The following is a 16,772-nucleotide window of genomic DNA, read 5'->3' as shown; positions in this document are numbered from 1 at the left end:
CAAACCGTTCCTATCGACTGAGTGGGAGTAGGTACTGGTGCTCAGCCGGACGCCCCGAACGGTCTTGGGAGTCCTGGTCGCCCGCTTTCGGTCCACCTCCGGGCTGCACGGATCGGGTCCGTGGTCCGTGTTGGTGGGGTCGGGCTTCCTCATGTCCTCGGATGCCCGATGGGGCCTGGGCGGTCCGATGCCCGCGGCGATCGCTCTGGTCGTCGCGGGGCGGTGCCGTCCGTCGCCTGATCGGGTGCCCAAGGGCGCGTCTGCCGATCGCCACTGCAGCGGCCTCATGGCGAGTCGTTGTGCGGCGGGCCGTGCACAGTGGCTTCTGCCAGTGCTGCGCGCCCCATGTGCTGGTGTAAGCCGGGTCGACCGCGATCACGGTCAAACCGTATCGTGCCGCCATCCCAACAAGGCGGTTCCGCAGCCTGCGGGTCGGAAACTGCGAAATCAGGCGGCGAAACCGAGTGTTGCGGCCGTGCTTCTCCCGGGTTTTCTCCCGGTCGAAGTTCAAGTCCTCGATTGCGACAGCCGGTTCACCGGTACTGGTGGCCCAGTGCAGCAGACGGGTCAGTGCATGCCGGATCTGTGCGTCGCGGTGATCCGCCGTACCGGACAACTCATAGTCGAACCGGCGGGGTTGACCCACTGGGTTGCCGTGCCGATCCAGCCGCCACGCGGCCAAATGATCTTCGTTGGCGTCAACACCGACCGCGCCATCTGCGATTGCCACTCGCAGCGGCGTGCTTACGGTCGGCGGGCGGTGCCACGCGGCGGTGATGTACCAGCGCCCCCGAACCACGTCCTCGTGGATGCGGTAGGCGACAGCTTGGTTCGTTTCGACCCGGTTGTGCCACTCAAGTTCGCGATACGAGAACGTCACCGGGGCACCGAGCACGTACCGGCCATGCCGTGCGTTGGCCAGACCGACCAAGGGCGTCGGCAGCTTGAGGCTGACCTCGCCGTCTGGAGTGATGCGGATGGTCTCGTTACCGAACCGTTTGCCGGACTCGCCATCGGCTTGCAGAAACCGGCGCGCGGACTTCCACCGACGCCGCCACTCCGGTTCGGTGAGCCCGGCAGCATCGAGATTGTGCCGAGTGGTCAGCAGGCTTCTGCCCCCGCGCACCACATCCACAATGCCCGCGTCACGCTTCGGGTAAAGAGCGGCCACACGGTCCTGAAGCACGTGCAGGCGCCGTGTCTTGGCAAACCACTCCCGTCTCGACCGATAACCACCAGGCGTGTTCTTTGTGCCCTGCTGGCCCACTGGAAGCGACAAGCGACGGGTGATCATCCTGATCCCCGCTTCCAGCCTCTGGATGTGTGCGAACTGCGCGCGGTGTGCTGACGCCCATTGATCATGTGTGGACTTGGTGATGCTGCCCGCCCATCGCGACGACGAGTGTTCGGTCAAACCGCGCTTCCGCGTGGCCCATTGGTCGCTGTCGTGTTCCAAGCCCGCTGCGCAACGAACCTTCAAATCGCTGGCTGCGAGTGATCCCAGGTGATCACCTACCAGCCGAAGCACTGCCTCGTCCTGCGCGGTGAGCTGCTTCAACCGAGTGCGGACAGCGACGGCAGCCGGTCCAGGAGCCACCCATGGAGGCGTGATCACGCGCTTCGCTCCACTCGCTGCCACAGTGTGTGATCGTATCGAACACATGAACGACAAGCTGTTAGTGGCGCGCCACCCCTATCCATGCCCCTGAGATGGTCCGAGTCACAGTTCGGCCTCAGATCGCTTTACTAGCATCGCAAGGTATGAGCAAGGCGCACGAGCAGGAGCTCGTCCTCGCCGCGCAGTTCCCCACGCCCCAGCGCGAGCAGTGGCAGGAGCTGATCGCGGGTGTGCTGCGCAAGTCCGGACGGGTGCCTGCGGACTTCGACGGCGACGCTGCCGAGAAGATCGCGACGAAGACCTATGACGACATCCTTGTCCAACCGCTGTATACACGCACAGACGTCGCACCTGCAGCAGGCATGCCGGGATTGCCGCCGTTCGTCCGCGGCAGCCGCCCGGAGGGAGCCGTCGCGACCGGGTGGGACGTGCGGCAACGGCACGTCTTCGCCGATCCCGCGGCGGCCAGGAAGGCGGTTCTGGCCGACCTTGAGCACGGCGTGACGTCGTTGTGGCTGGTTGTCGGGGACGCGGGCCTGCCCATCGCGGCTCTGCCGGATGTGCTCGACGAGATCTACCTCGACTTGGCGCCGGTCGTCCTCGACGCGGGCGCAGACTTCCTGGCGGCGGCGGATGCCCTGCTCGAAGTGCATTCCGACAAGGCGATCCCGGCCAGCGAGGTGCGTGGCAACCTCGGTGCCGACCCGCTCGGTCTGCGCGCCAGGACCGGCTCCGCACAGGACTTCGACGGCGCGATCCAGTTGGCAGTACGGGTGTCCGGTGATTTCCCAGAGCTGCGCACTTTGGTGGCCGACGCGCTGCCGTATCACCAGGCGGGTGGGTCGGACGCGCAGGAACTCGGGCTGTCCATCGCGACCGGAGTGGCGTACCTGCGTGCGTTGACCGACGCGGGCCTGACCGTCGAGCAGGCGGCCAATCAGGTGGAGTTCCGGTACTCGGCGACTGCCGACCAGTTCAGCACCATCGCGAAGTTCCGGGCCGCGCGGCGCCTGTGGGCGCGCGTGCTCGAGGTTTCCGGCGCGCCGGCCGTTCCGCAGCGCCAGCATGCGGTCACCTCGCCGGTGATGATGACCCGTCGCGACCCCTGGGTGAACATGCTCCGGACCACCTTGGCGTGCTTCGGCGCCGGTGTCGGTGGTGCGGACGCCGTGACGGTTCTTCCCTTTGACGCGGCGATCGGTTTGCCCGACGACTTCGCCCGGCGGATCGCTCGCAACACCCACGCCGTCCTGCTCGAAGAGTCCAAAGTGGCCGGTGTGATCGACCCGGCCGGTGGCTCGTACTACGTCGAGCGGCTGACCGACGACCTGGCGAACGCCGGATGGGCGTTCTTCCAGTCGATCGAGGCCGCGGGCGGGCTGGTGGCCGCGCTGGAGTCCGGGCTGGTCGAACAACGGCTCGGCGAGACGTGGGCGAAGCGCTCGAAGAACCTGGCGCGCCGCAAGGATCCGCTCACCGGCATCAGCGAATTCCCGAACCTCACCGAGAAACTCCCGGTGCGCGAGCCGGCTCCGGCAGGCCCGTCGGGCGGGTTGCCGCAGGTCCGGTTGGCGGAGGCGTACGAAGAACTGCGCGACCTCTCCGACGCGCAGCCACGACGCCCGAAGGTCTTCCTCGCCACGCTCGGCCCGGTTGCCGCGCACACCGTACGCGGCAGCTTCGCGGCCAACCTGTTCCAAGCGGGCGGGATCGAAACGCCGAACGCGGGCGCGACGACCACCGCTACCGAGGTCGCGGACGCTTTCGCCGCGAGCGGCGCGCAGATCGCGTGCATCTGCGGCTCGGACAAGCTCTACGAGGAGCGCGCGGCGGACGTGGTGCAGGCGTTGCGTGCCGCGGGAGCGGTCAAGATCCTCCTCGCGGGCAAGGGCGACTACGACGGCGTCGACGGCTACGTCCACATTGGCTGTGACGTGCTCGCCGTGCTGCGGGATACCCTGAAGACGTTGGGAGTGGGAGCATGACGATCCCCGATTTCACGAACGTCTCGCTGGGCGAGCCGTCCGGCGCCGGTGTCGCCGAGTGGCAGGCCGCGCTGGCCGAAGCCACTGGCAAGGGCGCGGACGCGCTGGTGTGGGAGACCCCGGAAGGCATCGGGATCAAGCCCGTCTACACCGGCGAGGACCTCGAAGGTCTCGACTTCCTGGACACCTATCCGGGGATCGCGCCGTTCCTGCGTGGCCCGTATCCGGCGATGTACGTGACCCAGCCGTGGACCATCCGCCAGTACGCGGGGTTCTCGACCGCCGAGGAGTCCAACGCCTTCTACCGCCGCAATCTCGCTGCAGGTCAGAAGGGCCTTTCGGTCGCGTTCGACCTGGCGACGCACCGCGGTTACGACTCCGACCACCCGCGCGTGACCGGTGACGTCGGCATGGCCGGTGTCGCAATCGACTCGATCTACGACATGCGGCAGCTGTTCGAGGGCATCCCGCTCGACCAGATGAGCGTGTCGATGACCATGAACGGCGCCGTGCTGCCGGTGCTGGCGTTGTACGTCGTCGCAGCGGAAGAACAAGGTGTGGCGCCAGAACAGCTGGCGGGGACCATCCAGAACGACATCCTCAAGGAGTTCATGGTCCGCAACACCTACATCTACCCGCCCGCGAACTCGATGCGGATCATCTCCGACATCTTCGCGTACACCTCGCAGCACATGCCGAAGTACAACTCGATCTCGATCTCCGGCTACCACATGCAGGAGGCGGGCGCGACGGCCGATCTGGAGCTGGCGTACACGCTGGCCGACGGCACCGAGTACATCCGCGCGGGGCTGGCGGCCGGCCTGGACATCGACAAGTTCGCGCCGCGGCTGTCGTTCTTCTGGGCGATCGGGATGAACTTCTTCATGGAGGTCGCCAAGCTGCGCGCGGCCCGGCTGCTGTGGTCCAAACTGGTCGCCCAGTTCGAGCCGAAGTCGCCGAAGTCGTTGTCCCTGCGGACACACAGCCAGACTTCCGGCTGGTCACTGACTGCTCAGGACGTCTACAACAACGTCGTGCGCACGTGCGTCGAGGCGATGGCCGCGACCCAAGGCCATACGCAGTCCTTGCACACCAACGCTTTGGACGAGGCGCTCGCGCTGCCGACCGACTTCTCCGCCCGGATCGCCCGCAACACACAGCTTGTGCTGCAACAGGAATCCGGGACCACGCGGGTCATCGACCCCTGGGGAGGCAGTGCGTTCGTCGAACGCCTGACCTACGAGCTGGCCCGCAAGGCTTGGGGGCACATCGCCGAGGTCGAAGCCGCGGGCGGGATGGCCAAGGCGATCGACGCCGGCATCCCGAAGCTGCGCATCGAGGAGGCCGCGGCCCGCACGCAGGCCCGGATCGACTCCGGCCGTCAGCCGGTGATCGGCGTGAACAAGTACCGGCTGGACACCGAAGAGCAGATCGACGTGCTCAAAGTGGACAATGCCGGTGTGCGGGCGCAGCAGCTGGCCAAACTGGAGCGGCTGCGCGCCGAACGTGACTCCGGCGCCGTCGAGGATGCGTTGCGGCGCTTGGAATCCGCGGCTGCGGGCAACGGCAACCTGCTGGAAGTCGCGATCGACGCGGCCCGTGCGAAGGCGACGGTCGGTGAGATCTCCGGTGCGCTGGAGAAGGTCTGGGGCCGTCACTCGGGCCAGATCCGTACGATTTCCGGGGTCTACCGCGAGGAGGTCGGAACCGGCGTGTCCAACGTAGACTCCGCGCGCCAGGTCGTCGACGAGTTCGCTGAGGCCGAAGGGCGCAGGCCGCGAATCCTGGTCGCCAAGATGGGCCAGGACGGCCACGACCGCGGCCAGAAGGTGATCGCGACCGCCTTCGCCGACCTTGGCTTCGACGTCGACGTCGGCCCGCTGTTCCAGACCCCGGCCGAGGTCGCCCGCCAGGCGATCGAGGCGGACGTGCACGTCGTCGGCGTGTCGTCGCTGGCCGCCGGGCACCTCACCCTGGTGCCCGCGTTGCGCAAGGAACTGGCCGAACACGGCAGGCCGGACATCATGGTCGTGGTCGGTGGCGTGATCCCGCCGCAGGACTTCGACGCCCTCTACGAGGCGGGTGCCGCGGCGATCTTCCCGCCGGGGACCGTGATCGCTGACGCCGTTGTCGATCTGCTCGGCAAGCTGCGGGTACAACTCGGGCATGACTGACTTCGTCCGCGGCGTGCTGGCCGGCGAGCGGGCCGTCCTGTCCAGGGCGATCACGCTCGTCGAGTCGACGCGCGCCGACCACCGGCAGCAGGCACAGGAGATGCTGGTCGAGTTGCTGCCGCACGCGGGCGGCGCGCACCGGGTCGGCATCACCGGCGTGCCGGGAGTCGGCAAGTCGACGTTCATCGACATGCTCGGCACCCGGTTGACCGAGGCAGGGCATCGGGTCGCGGTGCTGGCGGTCGACCCGTCGTCCAGCCGGACCGGCGGCAGCATCCTCGGTGACAAGACACGGATGGCCCGGCTCGCGGTCGACCCGAACGCGTTCATCCGGCCGTCGCCGACGTCCGGCACGCTCGGCGGTGTCGCGCGGGCAACCCGCGAGACGATCGTGCTGATGGAAGCGGCGGGCTACGACATCGTGCTCGTCGAGACCGTCGGCGTCGGGCAGTCCGAGATCACCGTGGCCGGGATGGTCGACTGCTTCCTGTTCCTGACGTTGGCCAGGACCGGTGACCAGCTGCAGGGCATCAAGAAGGGCGTGCTGGAGCTCGCTGACGTCGTAGCTGTCAACAAGGCCGACGGGGACCACGAGAAGGAAGCGCGCCGAGCGGCTCGTGAACTGTCCGGCGCCATGCGGCTGTTGCGCAGCGGTGACGAGCTGTGGACGCCGCCCGTGCTGACCTGCAGCGGCCTGACCGGTGCCGGGCTCGACGAGCTGTGGAACGAGGTCAACCGGCACCACCAGACCCTGGACCAGGCCGGTGAACTGGCCGCCAAACGCCGTCAGCAGCAGGTCGACTGGACCTGGGCGATGGTCCGCGACACGCTGATGACCCGATTGCGTGACCACGCCGAAGTCCGCTCGATCGCTCTTGAGCTGGAACGGGACGTCCGCGACGGGCGGCTGACCCCGACGCTGGCCGCCGAGCGGATCCTCAAAGCGTTCGGCGTGCGATAACCTCGAAACATGATGCGAGCTGTGGTCGCGTGTGTGCTCGTTGTGCTGTTTTCCCTGCCCGTAGGGGTAGCAACGGCTGCACCCGCGCAACTGGCTCCGTATGCCCAGCAGACCGCTACCGCGCCGCCTGGGCCGTCCATCGCTCCGCAGCCGACCGCGGAAGAGGCGGCCAGTTCGCGGCAGCGCCTGGTGATCGGCATCGCCGCTGTTCTGCTGCTGGGCATCGTGATCGTCGGCCACCGGGCCAGGCGCAAGCGCGCCAAGAAGAAAGCCTGATGATCTCGCTTCGGTCTGACTGAAATCCGGTCAACCGTTTGGCGCAGCGGCGCTACCGGCGACCGGTTTGATCATCTGGTTCCCCACTCGCGCTCGAGCACGATGGTGCAGGATGGTGGCCGAGTGACACTTATGTTGCGCCGACCGTGCACGATGTTCACTCAAGAACCTGAAGCTCGACCCCGGTACCACTGGTTCATTGGTTTGTTCCGTGGTGCTGCCGCGGAGGTGCGGCATGACTGTTCTGGACTCGCACGCCCAGGAGGGCGATCCTGACGTGCTACTGACCGACTCCGGCGTCAGTATGCCCACTGTGGAGGACATGGGCGCCGGTCGCGGCCCGTCCTGGTTGGACGGTTGGCTGGCAGGCAGCATCGGCGACATCGTCGCCTGGTACCGCCACATCCACGCGCACCCGGAGTTGTCCAGGCAGGAGTTCCAGACCACACAACTGCTCGCCACCATGCTGGCGTCAGCGGGACTGCAGCCGATCATCGGTCCAACTGGAACGGGGTTGATCTGCGACGTCGGCACCGGCGACCGGTGTGTCGCGCTGCGCGCCGACATCGACGCTTTGCCGCTGCAGGAGGCAACTGGACTGCCGTTCTCGTCCAGGGTGGACGGCGTAGCGCATTCGTGCGGACACGATGCGCACACGACCATCCTGTTGGCCGCGGGCCTCGCGCTGGCGTCCGCGCCCGAGTTGCCCGGCCGCGTCCGGCTGATTTTCCAGCCAGCCGAGGAGGTCATGCCCGGCGGTGCGCTCGACATGATCGAAGCGGGTGCGCTGAAGGGCGTCGAGCGGATCTTCGGGCTGCACTGCGACCCGCGTGTCGAGGTCGGCCGGGTCGGTACCCGCGTGGGGGCGATCACCTCCGCGACGGACCTGCTCGAGCTGAGGCTGACCTCCCCGGGCGGCCACACTTCCCGTCCCCACTTGACTGCCGACCTGGTGCACGCCCTGGGCACGGTCATCACAGGCCTGCCCGCGCTGCTGTCCCGGCGTGTCGACCCCCGTTCCGGCACCGTCCTGGTGTGGGGCGCCGTGCACGCCGGCGAGGCGCCCAACGCCGTGCCTGAGGAAGGCCTGCTGCGGGGCACTTTGCGTACCGGCGACCACGAGGTCTGGGAGGATTTGGAGCCGCTGGTCGCAGGGCTCGTGCAGTCCCTGGTGACGCCGCTGGGCGTCGGTTACGAGCTGCACCACCGCCGTGGCGTGCCGCCGGTCGTCAACGACAGCGAAAGCACGGCCATCCTGCGCGCGGGCATCGAGTCGGCCCTGGGCGGCGACGCCCTCGCGGGCACCAAGCAGTCGTCCGGCGGCGAGGACTTCGGCTGGTACCTCGAGCACGTGCCAGGCTCCTTCGCGCGCCTTGGAGTGTGGCCTGGGGATGGTGTGATGAGAGACCTCCACCAGCCGACATTCCAGCTGGATGAGCGGGCTTTGTTGACCGGCGTCCGAGTGATGGTGCACACGGCGTTGACGTCACTGGCGGCCTAGTTATCCACAGGCGGTTTTCGTCGGTCTAGCGAATCGGTCATGCCTCCCGAGAAAGTGGAAGCATGACCGATTTGCTCATCCGGGCCACAGCAGCCCTGCACAACGCCGGACCTGACGCAGTCCTCACCCACCACACCGCGCTGGCTCTCTATGGCTGCCAGGCGGCCGATCAGCACGTCGTGCACATCCTTGTCCCCAACCGACGCCGAGTCCGCTCCCGTCCTGGAGTCGACGTGCACCACGGCAGGTTCGCCCGCGGTGACGTGGAGAACCTCTACGGGCTTCGAGTTCTCGCGCTCGATCACGCGCTCGCGCAAGTGCTGTGCCGGGAGTCGTCCGCGGTCGCGCTCGCGTGCTTCGAGCAGGCCGTCGAGAGATACCCGCCGGACCACCGCGGGCTCTTCGCCGAACGCATCGGCAGATGTATCCGGGCCCGCCCCGATCCCCGGGGCCAGCGAAAGGCCCTGTTGCTGCTCAGATCGTGCTACCGCCTTGTCGGCTAGGGACCGATCCCTTGGCAGGGCCTGATCCGCAGGTCGGCCACGTAGTCAGCGGGCGCGCCCGCGGCCTCGGCCGCGTCGGCGACCACACCCAGGTATCTCGCGGAAGGGAGACCGCCCTCGTAGGCATCCAGAACGTAGAGCCAGGCGACGACCGAGCCTTCCAACGTCTGCACCCGCAGCCGGATCTTCCGGTACAGGCCCAGCGCGCCCTCCCAGCGGTCCAGCCGGGATTCGTCGCGGGGGCTGACGTCGTAGAGCACGCAGAACACCTGCGACTCGGGGTCCTCGACGATGGTGGCGAGTGCGCCCTCCCAGCCGAGGTCCTCGCCTCCGAAGGTCAAGCGCCAGCCCACGAGCCACCCGGTACCCGCCATCGGCGAGTAGGGCGCTCGCTCGAGCATCTGGCTGGGATCCATGTTGGACCCGTACGCGGCATAGAGCGGCACGACGGACAGCGTAGCGACCCGACACATCCCGCGACGGGATGCGCCTCGGGGAGTCGCCTGATCAAGGTAGGCCGCATGCCCAGCACTGAAGCGAAAGGAGGAACCTCACCCATGCTCAGGTCGACCGCTTTACAACCGACGGCCTGGCACGTTGTGGCTGGCCAAACCTAGCGACGCGCGGTGACGAGCCACGCGCGTGAGTCGAACCACACGCCGTCACTGGTGGTGTGCGCGGCCATGGTGGAATGCAGCCGGTCGAACGCCTGCTTGGTCTCCTCGGAGTCGAGTCGCGTGAGCAGATCGCTCGCCATCTCCAGCACCTGTACGGCCTCGACGGCAGCGTCGGGATCGGCGCCGTAGTAGACAGGTTCGCGCACTTCGGTGACGTTCACCTCGGTGAACCCGGCGGCGGTCAGAACGCCGTCCACAGTGGCTGGGTCTGCGAATGAGAACGCGCCGGTAGCCGGTGGCAGGGCATCGCTTCCGAACGCCCGGTGTATCTCGGCCGCCCACTCCTGTTGGCCGCTGTCCTGCCAGACCAGCTGGACGAGGCGTGCGCCTGGCCGCAACGCGCGGCCGATGTTGGCGAACGCCTCGACCGGGTCACTGAAGAACATCGTGCCGAACCGGCTGACTCCGAGCGTGAAGTGCGCCGGTGGGAATGGATGGACCTGCGCGTCCGCCTGCTCGAAGCGCACGTTGTGGAGGTTCTCGGCTTCGGCGAGCTGCCGGGCACGCGTCACCATCGCTGGGGAGACGTCAACGCCCAGCGCGCTGCCCCGGGTCGCGTGCCTGGCGGCCTCGCGGGTGGTCTGACCGGTGCCGCAACCGATGTCGAGGATGGTGTCGCCGGGGTGCACGTCGGTGGCCTCGACCAGGTGCCGGTAATAGCGGCTGAGCTCGGCGTCGTAGTCGAACATGCTGTTCGAAGGCGTTCCCATGCAGCCATCATCGGCCAGGAATCTCCCGCTGCGAGGCCTGAAGGAGATCAAGCGTACGGTTTAGGCTGCCGGCGGACAGCGGCTCGGGGACACCGTGGTTCCACGTCGCGGCTGGTACGGGCACGTACACGATCAGCGAGTCCACCGGCGATCGGCTTTACTGCCGGTGGGCTTTGGCTCAGCCAGACCACCGATCAAGGAACAGGGAGCAGGAAGTCCGTTGACCAGGATCGTGATCATGGGTGGCGGCGTCGGCGGATACGAGGCTGCGCTGGTCGCGGCCCAGCACGGCGCGGACGTGACGATTGTCGAGCGCGACGGCCTTGGCGGCGCGTGCGTGCTGTACGACTGCGTCCCGTCGAAGACGTTCATCGCGTCGGCCGGAGCCCGGTCGGCCTTCCGCAACGCCGATGAGCTGGGTATTCGCACCAACGGCTCGGACGCGGCGGTCGAGGTGCCTGTCGTGCACGGTCGGGTGCGCGGGTTGGCGCTGGCGCAGTCGGCGGATATCCGTGCGCGGTTGCAGCGCGAGGGTGTGCGGTTGATCGCGGGTTCGGCGCGGTTCGTGGACGAGCAGCCTGGCATGGCGGCGCACCTGATCGGCGTGACGCCGCACAACGGCGAGCCCGAGGTGCTCCCGGCGGACGTGACACTGATCGCAACGGGCGCGACCCCGCGCGTGCTGCCCGGTGCGGTGCCTGACGGTGAGCGGATCCTGGACTGGCGTCAGCTCTACGACTTGACCGAACTGCCCGAGCACTTGGTCGTGGTCGGCTCGGGTGTCACGGGCGCGGAGTTCGCTTCGGCGTACACCGAGATGGGCGTGAAGGTCAGCGTCGTCTCCAGCCGTGACCGCGTGCTGCCGCACGAAGACGCGGACGCCGCGGCTGTGCTTGAGGACGCCTTCGCTGAGCGCGGGACAACGCTGTACAAGCACGCGCGTGCCGAGAAGGTTGAGCGGGTGACCGATGGTGTCGTGGTGCACCTGCAGGACGGTCGCAAGATTGAAGCCAGTCATGCGCTGATGACGGTCGGTTCGACCCCGAACACCTCCGACATCGGCTTGGAAAAGGTCGGCATCGAACCAGGCCCTGGCGGTTTCATCTCCGTCGACCGCGTGTCGCGCACTGGCGTGCCAGGCGTGTACGCCGCAGGTGACTGCACCGGCGTGCTGATGCTGGCGTCGGTCGCGGGCATGCAGGGCCGGATCGCGATGTGGCACGCGCTGGGTGAAGGCGTCGCCCCGATCAGGCTGAAGACCGTCGCGGCGAACGTGTTCACACATCCGGAGATCGCCACGGTCGGCATCAGCCAGCAGTCGATCGACGCGGGCGAAGTGCCCGCCCGCACGATCATGCTGCCGCTCGCCACCAACGCACGAGCCAAGATGGAAGGCCTGCGCCGCGGCTTCGTGAAACTGTTCTGTCGTCCGGCCACCGGTGTGGTCATCGGCGGCGTGGTGGTCGCACCCTCGGCGAGCGAACTCATCCTGCCGATCGCGATCGCAGTGCAGAACCAGCTCACCGTCGAGCACCTCGCGCTGACGTTCTCGGTCTATCCCTCACTGTCCGGTTCGATCACTGAAGCGGGCAGGCGCCTGATGCGCCACGACGACCTGGACTAGAACGAGTAGCGGCAGAACGCCGCGTGCCTCTGATCACCTTCGCCGTGCGGCGCCGCGCCGCACGGCGAAGCTGTATTCGCCCCTCACTGCCCGGCCCCATTACCGAGGTGGGCATGGCCGGGATCGAGCGAACCCTCGCGCTGCGCCGCACTGGAAGGTCCGCGACCGGGTCCACCTTCGAGTTCGTGACTCTGCCGGAGACCCCGGTTGGGTTGCTCGCAGCGACGTCTGTGACGGGCAGCCCACCCACTGCCCCGCGCCATCACCTCTGCACCGAAACCCGCCCTGGACGCCAACCGGCTTCCTTGACTCGATCCGCGCACCGTCAAGCAGCCTCCCAAGGAGGCCCGCGCCGGGACATGGCTCTGGAAGGTGCTTGGCGAATCCCTTGAACTCGAGGATGCCGCACCGCAGGCGACGTAACCGTGTCGAATGTGGGTGCCGCTGTGGCGACGGAGTTCGGCGGCATCGCGTTCTCCAGCCACGCCCGGGTGCCGCTTCACTGCCAGGGAGCCAGTTGTGTTCGCTTGCCGTGGCAGGGCTTCTGCCTGGGCATTTTCGCTGGTTGCCCGGCTTGTGTTGGGGAGCGGGAAAAAAACTTCGAAACTCGGGGCAACCTGGAGATCGACTTGGGCGTGCTTGGTGCGAAGGCATGAACCCGCCTGAACTGATGAAAGGTCTCCGATGCGTATTCGCTCCACTGTGGCCGGTCTGGCTCTCGGCGCAGGTGTCTTGTTCCTCGGCGCGCCGATTGCCATGGCGGACAACGCCCAGCCGGCCCCGCCGACGTCGACTCAGGTCACTGAGCGGCCGTCGCCCGCCCCGCCGACCACCACTCGGACGACCGCCCCGCCGACCAGCCGGCCTGCGACTTTGCCGCCAGCGCCGTCTGAGCGGCCTGCCGTCGTCAAGCCTGTTGGCGCACCGGAAACCGGTGGCGGCATGGACGAGTCGTCGAGCCCGGCCGGTGCGCTGGCCATCGGCGGAATCGCACTGGTCGTCCTCGCGGCCGGTGGGTCGGTGATCTACCGCCGCACGCGCAAGCAGGGCTGATCGCGGATGCGCAAATGGCTTGGTGGCGCGGTTCTCGTCCTTGTCCTCGCCGGGTGTAGCGGTCAGGGGGAGGAGCCGGCGGCAGGCGGCAGTCAAGCTCCACTGTCCACAGTGGAGAACCAGGCTGCCCCGCCGCCGGCCAAGGGCGTGACGTCGCTGCCGGCCTCGACACCGACCGAGATCTCCATTCCGAAGATCGGCGCGCGCTCGTCGCTGGTCCCGCTCGGCCTGAACCCCGACCAGACCATCCAGGTCCCGCCGGTCGATCAGCCGATGCAAGCGGGCTGGTACGGCAAGGCGCCGACACCGGGTGAGGTCGGCCCCGCGATCATCCTCGGTCACGTCGACGGGAACAAGAAACCCGGGATCTTCTTCCGTCTCAAGGAGATGGCCGTCGGTGACGAGGTGTCCGTGTCCAGGCAGGACGGGACGACCGCGCTGTTCAAGGTCACTCACGTCGAGCAGATCGCGAAGAAGGAGTTCCCGACCGACAAGGTCTACGGCGACACCCAAGGCGCGGAACTGCGGCTGATCACCTGCGGTGGCACGTTCGACCACGCAGCCCACAGCTACAAGGACAACATCATCGTCTATGCGACCTTGGTGCCTCCTATGTCCTAAGTAGAGGGTGTGCGGTGATTTGGTGTGGGGCCCCACACCAAATCACGCTTGCTCGGCTACGAAAGCGTGGGCGGGCCCTGGTCGACTCGCCTGCGGATCGCGTCGGCGTTGTCGAGTAACTCGCCGAACGGCATGCGCTCGTCCCACCACGTCACGCCCGCTTCGGCCAACTGCTGAACAACCGGCCAAGCACCGTCCGGGCTCGAACCGCCGACCACGAAGTCGAACGGTTCGTCCTCCAGCCCTGCCTCGGCGCGCGCCGCTTGTAAGAACTTGCCCGCTGCGGTGACTTCGTCCAGTGGTGGCGGCTCCGCCTGCCATGCTCCGCTCATCATCGGAATGGCGCCATCCCACCGTGCCGCGCGTCGCATCGGCGGCAGGTTCGGCCAACGCCCGCCGACCCAGATCGGCACGCGTGGCCGTTGCACGGGTGTCGGCCGGAACGTCACATCCCGCACTGTCAGGTGCTTTCCTTCGTACGTCGTGCGTTCTCCTGACCACAAGCGATCCAGGACGGCTAATCCCTCGTCGAGGCGCTCGGCGAGCACTCGCTGGGACGTTGGTTCGCCGAAGGCGCCGTACTCGTTGTCAACCGGCTCGCCAAGTCCGACTCCCAGGACCATCCGGCCGCCGGTGAGCCGATCCAACGTGGTCACCTCGCGCGCCAGCTTTTGCGGGCGGCGGCGGGCGACCGGTGTGATCATCGTGCCGAGCCTGATCCGGCTGGTGACCATGGCCGCGGCGGTGAGCAGGATCCAGGGATCGGCGATCTCCCGGACCGGGCGTTTCTCATGCACCATGTGGTCCCACACGAACAACGCGTCCCATCCCGCGTGCTCGACCGCCTGGGCGAGGACGGCCACGGCCTCCGGGTCGGCGAAGTCGCCGAAGTTGGGGACGCTCACAGAGAATCGCATGCCTCACACCATGCACCCGACCACCGACAAAAATGTCAGACTGGCCGCATGACTGCCCGTACGCTGCTGATACTCCGCCACGCCAGCGCCGCGAACGAGCCAGGCATGGCCGACGTCGAGCGTCCGCTGACGCCGATCGGCCGCAAGGAGGCCACTCACGCCGGTCGTGAACTCGCGGCTCGGCGACCGGAACACGTGCTGTGCTCGCCGGCGTTGCGGACGCGGCAGACCTGGCAGCAGGTGAGCGCGGAGCTGCCGAGCCAGCCGAAGGTGGACTTCGAGCCGAGCCTCTACCTCGCGACGGTGGACACGTTGCGCGAGGTGATCTGGCAGACCGCCGACGACATCGGCACGTTGCTGCTGATCGGGCACAACCCGGCGGTGCACGAACTGGCCTGGATGCTGCTCGAAGAGCAAGCGCCGCAACACTTTCCGCCGGCCAGCTTGGCCGAGGTGACGTTCGACGGGGCCTGGACCCAGCTGTAGAACGACGCGCGAACCTCGCCGAGGTTGCTGAGAAATTCCCTTCAATTCTTTTGCCCGCTCCACGCAACTGGCCTGCCGTCGGCACGTCTTCATGAGTGCGAAAAGCAAACAGGGGCGAAGAAATTCGAGGGGAATCATCCAATGCGTAAGAACACGATTTTCGGTGCGACCGCACTCGGCATCACGGCCCTTTTCCTGACCGGGGGAATCGCGAACGCGGGTCAAAACCCGAAGATCTCGCTCAGCAAGAGCAAGGTCGTCGCGGGCGAGGAGATCAAGGTGAGCGGCTCCTGCCACATGGACATTTGGCTGAAGACGCCGCTGCACTCGGACGCGCTTGAAGCAGGCAGCGTGGTCAGCCGGGCGAGCCAGGACGTGCCTGACGTCAGCGGTGTCGCCAAGGTCAAGAAGAACGTCAAGCCCGGTACCTACACCGTGAGCTTCAAATGCGGTGACCTCGCGGCCGCTGCCAAGCTGACTGTGGTGTCCGCCGAGACGAAGACGCCGAAGCCGACAACCAGCACGCCGAAGCCCGCTCCGGCCAAGGAGGCTCAGGTCGCGGTGAAGCCGAAGGGTGCCGCGGACACCGGTGAGGGTGGTGTTGTCCAGGCTGCGCCGGTTCAGAATGAGTCGGGTCTGGGTGCGGGTGTGTATGTGTTGGGTGGTGTTGGTCTGTTGGCGGCTGGTGGTGCGGGTGCTTTCTTCTTGCGTCGTCGTTCGCGTGTCTGACATTTGAAGCTTGGGTGGCTTTGCCCTGGGGAGGGGGCAAGGCCACCTTTTTCTATGTCCGGCAAAGGGTTGCTTATGAAGTCCTGAAACTTTTCTGCGAACGTGGTGCAACCACCCGGCACTCGGCACGTCTTTATGGGTGAGAAAACGAAATCGACTCAATAATCTGGGGGAACCCGAAATGCGTAAGAACATTCTTTTCGGCGCGCTTGGTCTCGGTATCGCCGGTCTTTTCATGGCCGGTCCGATCGCGAACGCCGGTCAGCCCAACACCCTCACGCTGGACAAGAGCTCATACGTCGCGGGCGAAGAGGTCACGTTCGGCGGCAAGTGCCACATGAGTCCGTGGGTGAAGGACTACGTGAAGTCGCCGGTGCTCGCCGAGGGGCACATCGGCATCGACGGAACGCGGGAGGCGCCGCTCTTGACCGGCAAGGGCAAGATCAAGAAGGACGCGAAGCCCGGCACCTACACCGTCAGCTACGACTGCGGCCCGGAGAACGTCCGGGCGAAGCTGACCATCGTGTCGTCCGCCAAGCCCAAGCCGACAACCAGCAAGTCCACGCCGACGAAGGCCAAGGATGACGGTCAGGTCGCGGTGAAGCCGAAGGGCGCCGCGGACACTGGTGAGGGTGGTGTTGCCCAGGCTGCGCCGGTTCAGAATGAGTCCGGTCTGGGTGCGGGTGTGTATGCGTTGGGTGGTGGTGGTTTGCTGGCGGCTGGTGGTGCGGGTGCTTTCTTCTTGCGTCGCCGTTCGCGCGCCTGAAGATCGTTGAAGCGTAGGTGGCTTTGCCCTGGGAAGGGGCAAGGCCACCTTTTTGTATGTCCGGCAAAGGTTGCTCCGGAAGTTCTGAAATTTTCGCGAGAAACCGGTGCAACCATCCGGCACTCGGCACGTCTTTATGAGTGAGAAAAGGGAACAGAACTTCACCACTGG

Annotated in this window: 16 protein-coding genes; 12 read left to right on the top strand and 4 right to left on the bottom strand. The window is 66.9% G+C overall.

Annotation, left to right across the window (positions count from 1 at the left end):
- Nucleotides 1-10: 10 nt before the first annotated feature.
- A complete protein-coding gene (locus B9C43_RS11525; protein ID WP_200825532.1) occupies nucleotides 11-1,639 on the bottom strand; it encodes an IS200/IS605 family accessory protein TnpB-related protein in 1,629 nt (542 codons plus the stop codon).
- Nucleotides 1,640-1,761: 122 nt separating this feature from the next.
- Here B9C43_RS11525 and B9C43_RS11520 point away from each other — a divergent pair, with 122 nt between their 5' ends.
- The 6 genes from B9C43_RS11520 to B9C43_RS11495 all read left to right on the top strand — a co-directional run bounded on the left by B9C43_RS11520 (nucleotide 1,762) and on the right by B9C43_RS11495 (nucleotide 9,018).
- Nucleotides 1,762-3,603, top strand: coding sequence for a methylmalonyl-CoA mutase family protein (locus B9C43_RS11520; protein ID WP_084426058.1), 1,842 nt, complete (start codon nucleotides 1,762-1,764; stop codon nucleotides 3,601-3,603).
- Entirely contained in the window at nucleotides 3,600-5,777 is a 2,178-nt protein-coding gene (scpA, locus tag B9C43_RS11515) for a methylmalonyl-CoA mutase (RefSeq protein WP_084426056.1), read from the top strand. The genes B9C43_RS11520 and scpA overlap by 4 nt, the downstream gene beginning before the upstream one ends.
- A complete protein-coding gene (gene meaB, locus B9C43_RS11510) occupies nucleotides 5,770-6,738 on the top strand; it encodes a methylmalonyl Co-A mutase-associated GTPase MeaB (RefSeq protein WP_084426054.1) in 969 nt (322 codons plus the stop codon). Before scpA ends, meaB begins: the two co-directional genes overlap by 8 nt.
- Before the next feature lie 9 nt (nucleotides 6,739-6,747).
- A complete protein-coding gene (locus B9C43_RS11505; protein ID WP_143446287.1) occupies nucleotides 6,748-7,014 on the top strand; it encodes a hypothetical protein in 267 nt (88 codons plus the stop codon).
- A gap of 235 nt (nucleotides 7,015-7,249) precedes the next feature.
- Nucleotides 7,250-8,515 (top strand): M20 family metallopeptidase, encoded by a 1,266-nt coding sequence (locus tag B9C43_RS11500; RefSeq protein WP_033388292.1) that lies wholly within the window; start codon nucleotides 7,250-7,252, stop codon nucleotides 8,513-8,515.
- A 62-nt stretch (nucleotides 8,516-8,577) separates the two neighbouring features.
- Nucleotides 8,578-9,018, top strand: coding sequence for a hypothetical protein (locus B9C43_RS11495; RefSeq protein WP_084426052.1), 441 nt, complete (start codon nucleotides 8,578-8,580; stop codon nucleotides 9,016-9,018).
- Here B9C43_RS11495 and B9C43_RS11490 read toward each other — a convergent pair.
- Both B9C43_RS11490 and B9C43_RS11485 read right to left on the bottom strand, forming a co-directional pair.
- Nucleotides 9,015-9,464 (bottom strand): gamma-glutamylcyclotransferase family protein, encoded by a 450-nt coding sequence (locus B9C43_RS11490; RefSeq protein WP_033388302.1) that lies wholly within the window; start codon nucleotides 9,462-9,464, stop codon nucleotides 9,015-9,017. The two genes, B9C43_RS11495 and B9C43_RS11490, sit on opposite strands and share 4 nt — an antisense overlap.
- Before the next feature lie 167 nt (nucleotides 9,465-9,631).
- Nucleotides 9,632-10,405 carry a class I SAM-dependent methyltransferase gene (locus B9C43_RS11485; RefSeq protein WP_200825531.1) on the bottom strand — a complete coding sequence of 258 codons (774 nt, stop codon included), beginning with the start codon at nucleotides 10,403-10,405 and terminating at the stop codon, nucleotides 9,632-9,634.
- A gap of 220 nt (nucleotides 10,406-10,625) precedes the next feature.
- On the opposite strand from B9C43_RS11485, the gene B9C43_RS11480 reads away from it, so the two are divergent.
- The 3 genes from B9C43_RS11480 to B9C43_RS11465 all read left to right on the top strand — a co-directional run bounded on the left by B9C43_RS11480 (nucleotide 10,626) and on the right by B9C43_RS11465 (nucleotide 13,703).
- Nucleotides 10,626-12,029 carry an NAD(P)H-quinone dehydrogenase gene (locus B9C43_RS11480; RefSeq protein WP_084426050.1) on the top strand — a complete coding sequence of 468 codons (1,404 nt, stop codon included), beginning with the start codon at nucleotides 10,626-10,628 and terminating at the stop codon, nucleotides 12,027-12,029.
- Nucleotides 12,030-12,713: 684 nt separating this feature from the next.
- The gene (locus tag B9C43_RS11470; RefSeq protein WP_143446286.1) at nucleotides 12,714-13,082 is read left to right on the top strand and encodes a hypothetical protein; all 369 of its coding nucleotides are present in this window, start codon (nucleotides 12,714-12,716) and stop codon (nucleotides 13,080-13,082) included.
- Between the two features lie 6 nt (nucleotides 13,083-13,088).
- Nucleotides 13,089-13,703 carry a class F sortase gene (locus tag B9C43_RS11465; RefSeq protein ID WP_084426047.1) on the top strand — a complete coding sequence of 205 codons (615 nt, stop codon included), beginning with the start codon at nucleotides 13,089-13,091 and terminating at the stop codon, nucleotides 13,701-13,703.
- Between the two features lie 56 nt (nucleotides 13,704-13,759).
- On the opposite strand, the gene B9C43_RS11460 is transcribed toward B9C43_RS11465, so the two are convergent.
- Nucleotides 13,760-14,620, bottom strand: coding sequence for an LLM class flavin-dependent oxidoreductase (locus tag B9C43_RS11460; protein WP_084426045.1), 861 nt, complete (start codon nucleotides 14,618-14,620; stop codon nucleotides 13,760-13,762).
- Nucleotides 14,621-14,668: 48 nt separating this feature from the next.
- On the opposite strand from B9C43_RS11460, the gene B9C43_RS11455 reads away from it, so the two are divergent.
- The 3 genes from B9C43_RS11455 to B9C43_RS11445 all read left to right on the top strand — a co-directional run bounded on the left by B9C43_RS11455 (nucleotide 14,669) and on the right by B9C43_RS11445 (nucleotide 16,601).
- Entirely contained in the window at nucleotides 14,669-15,106 is a 438-nt protein-coding gene (locus B9C43_RS11455; protein WP_084426043.1) for a SixA phosphatase family protein, read from the top strand.
- A 141-nt stretch (nucleotides 15,107-15,247) separates the two neighbouring features.
- A complete protein-coding gene (locus B9C43_RS11450; protein WP_084426041.1) occupies nucleotides 15,248-15,835 on the top strand; it encodes a hypothetical protein in 588 nt (195 codons plus the stop codon).
- 181 nt (nucleotides 15,836-16,016) lie between these two features.
- Nucleotides 16,017-16,601, top strand: coding sequence for a hypothetical protein (locus B9C43_RS11445; RefSeq protein WP_084426039.1), 585 nt, complete (start codon nucleotides 16,017-16,019; stop codon nucleotides 16,599-16,601).
- Nucleotides 16,602-16,772 lie beyond the last annotated feature (171 nt).

Source organism: Kibdelosporangium aridum (assembly GCF_900176515.1).
In the GTDB taxonomy this organism is placed as follows: domain Bacteria; phylum Actinomycetota; class Actinomycetes; order Mycobacteriales; family Pseudonocardiaceae; genus Kibdelosporangium; species Kibdelosporangium aridum.
Note: the sequence above shows the minus strand (reverse complement) of the source record. Positions and strands in the feature narration are given on the sequence as shown.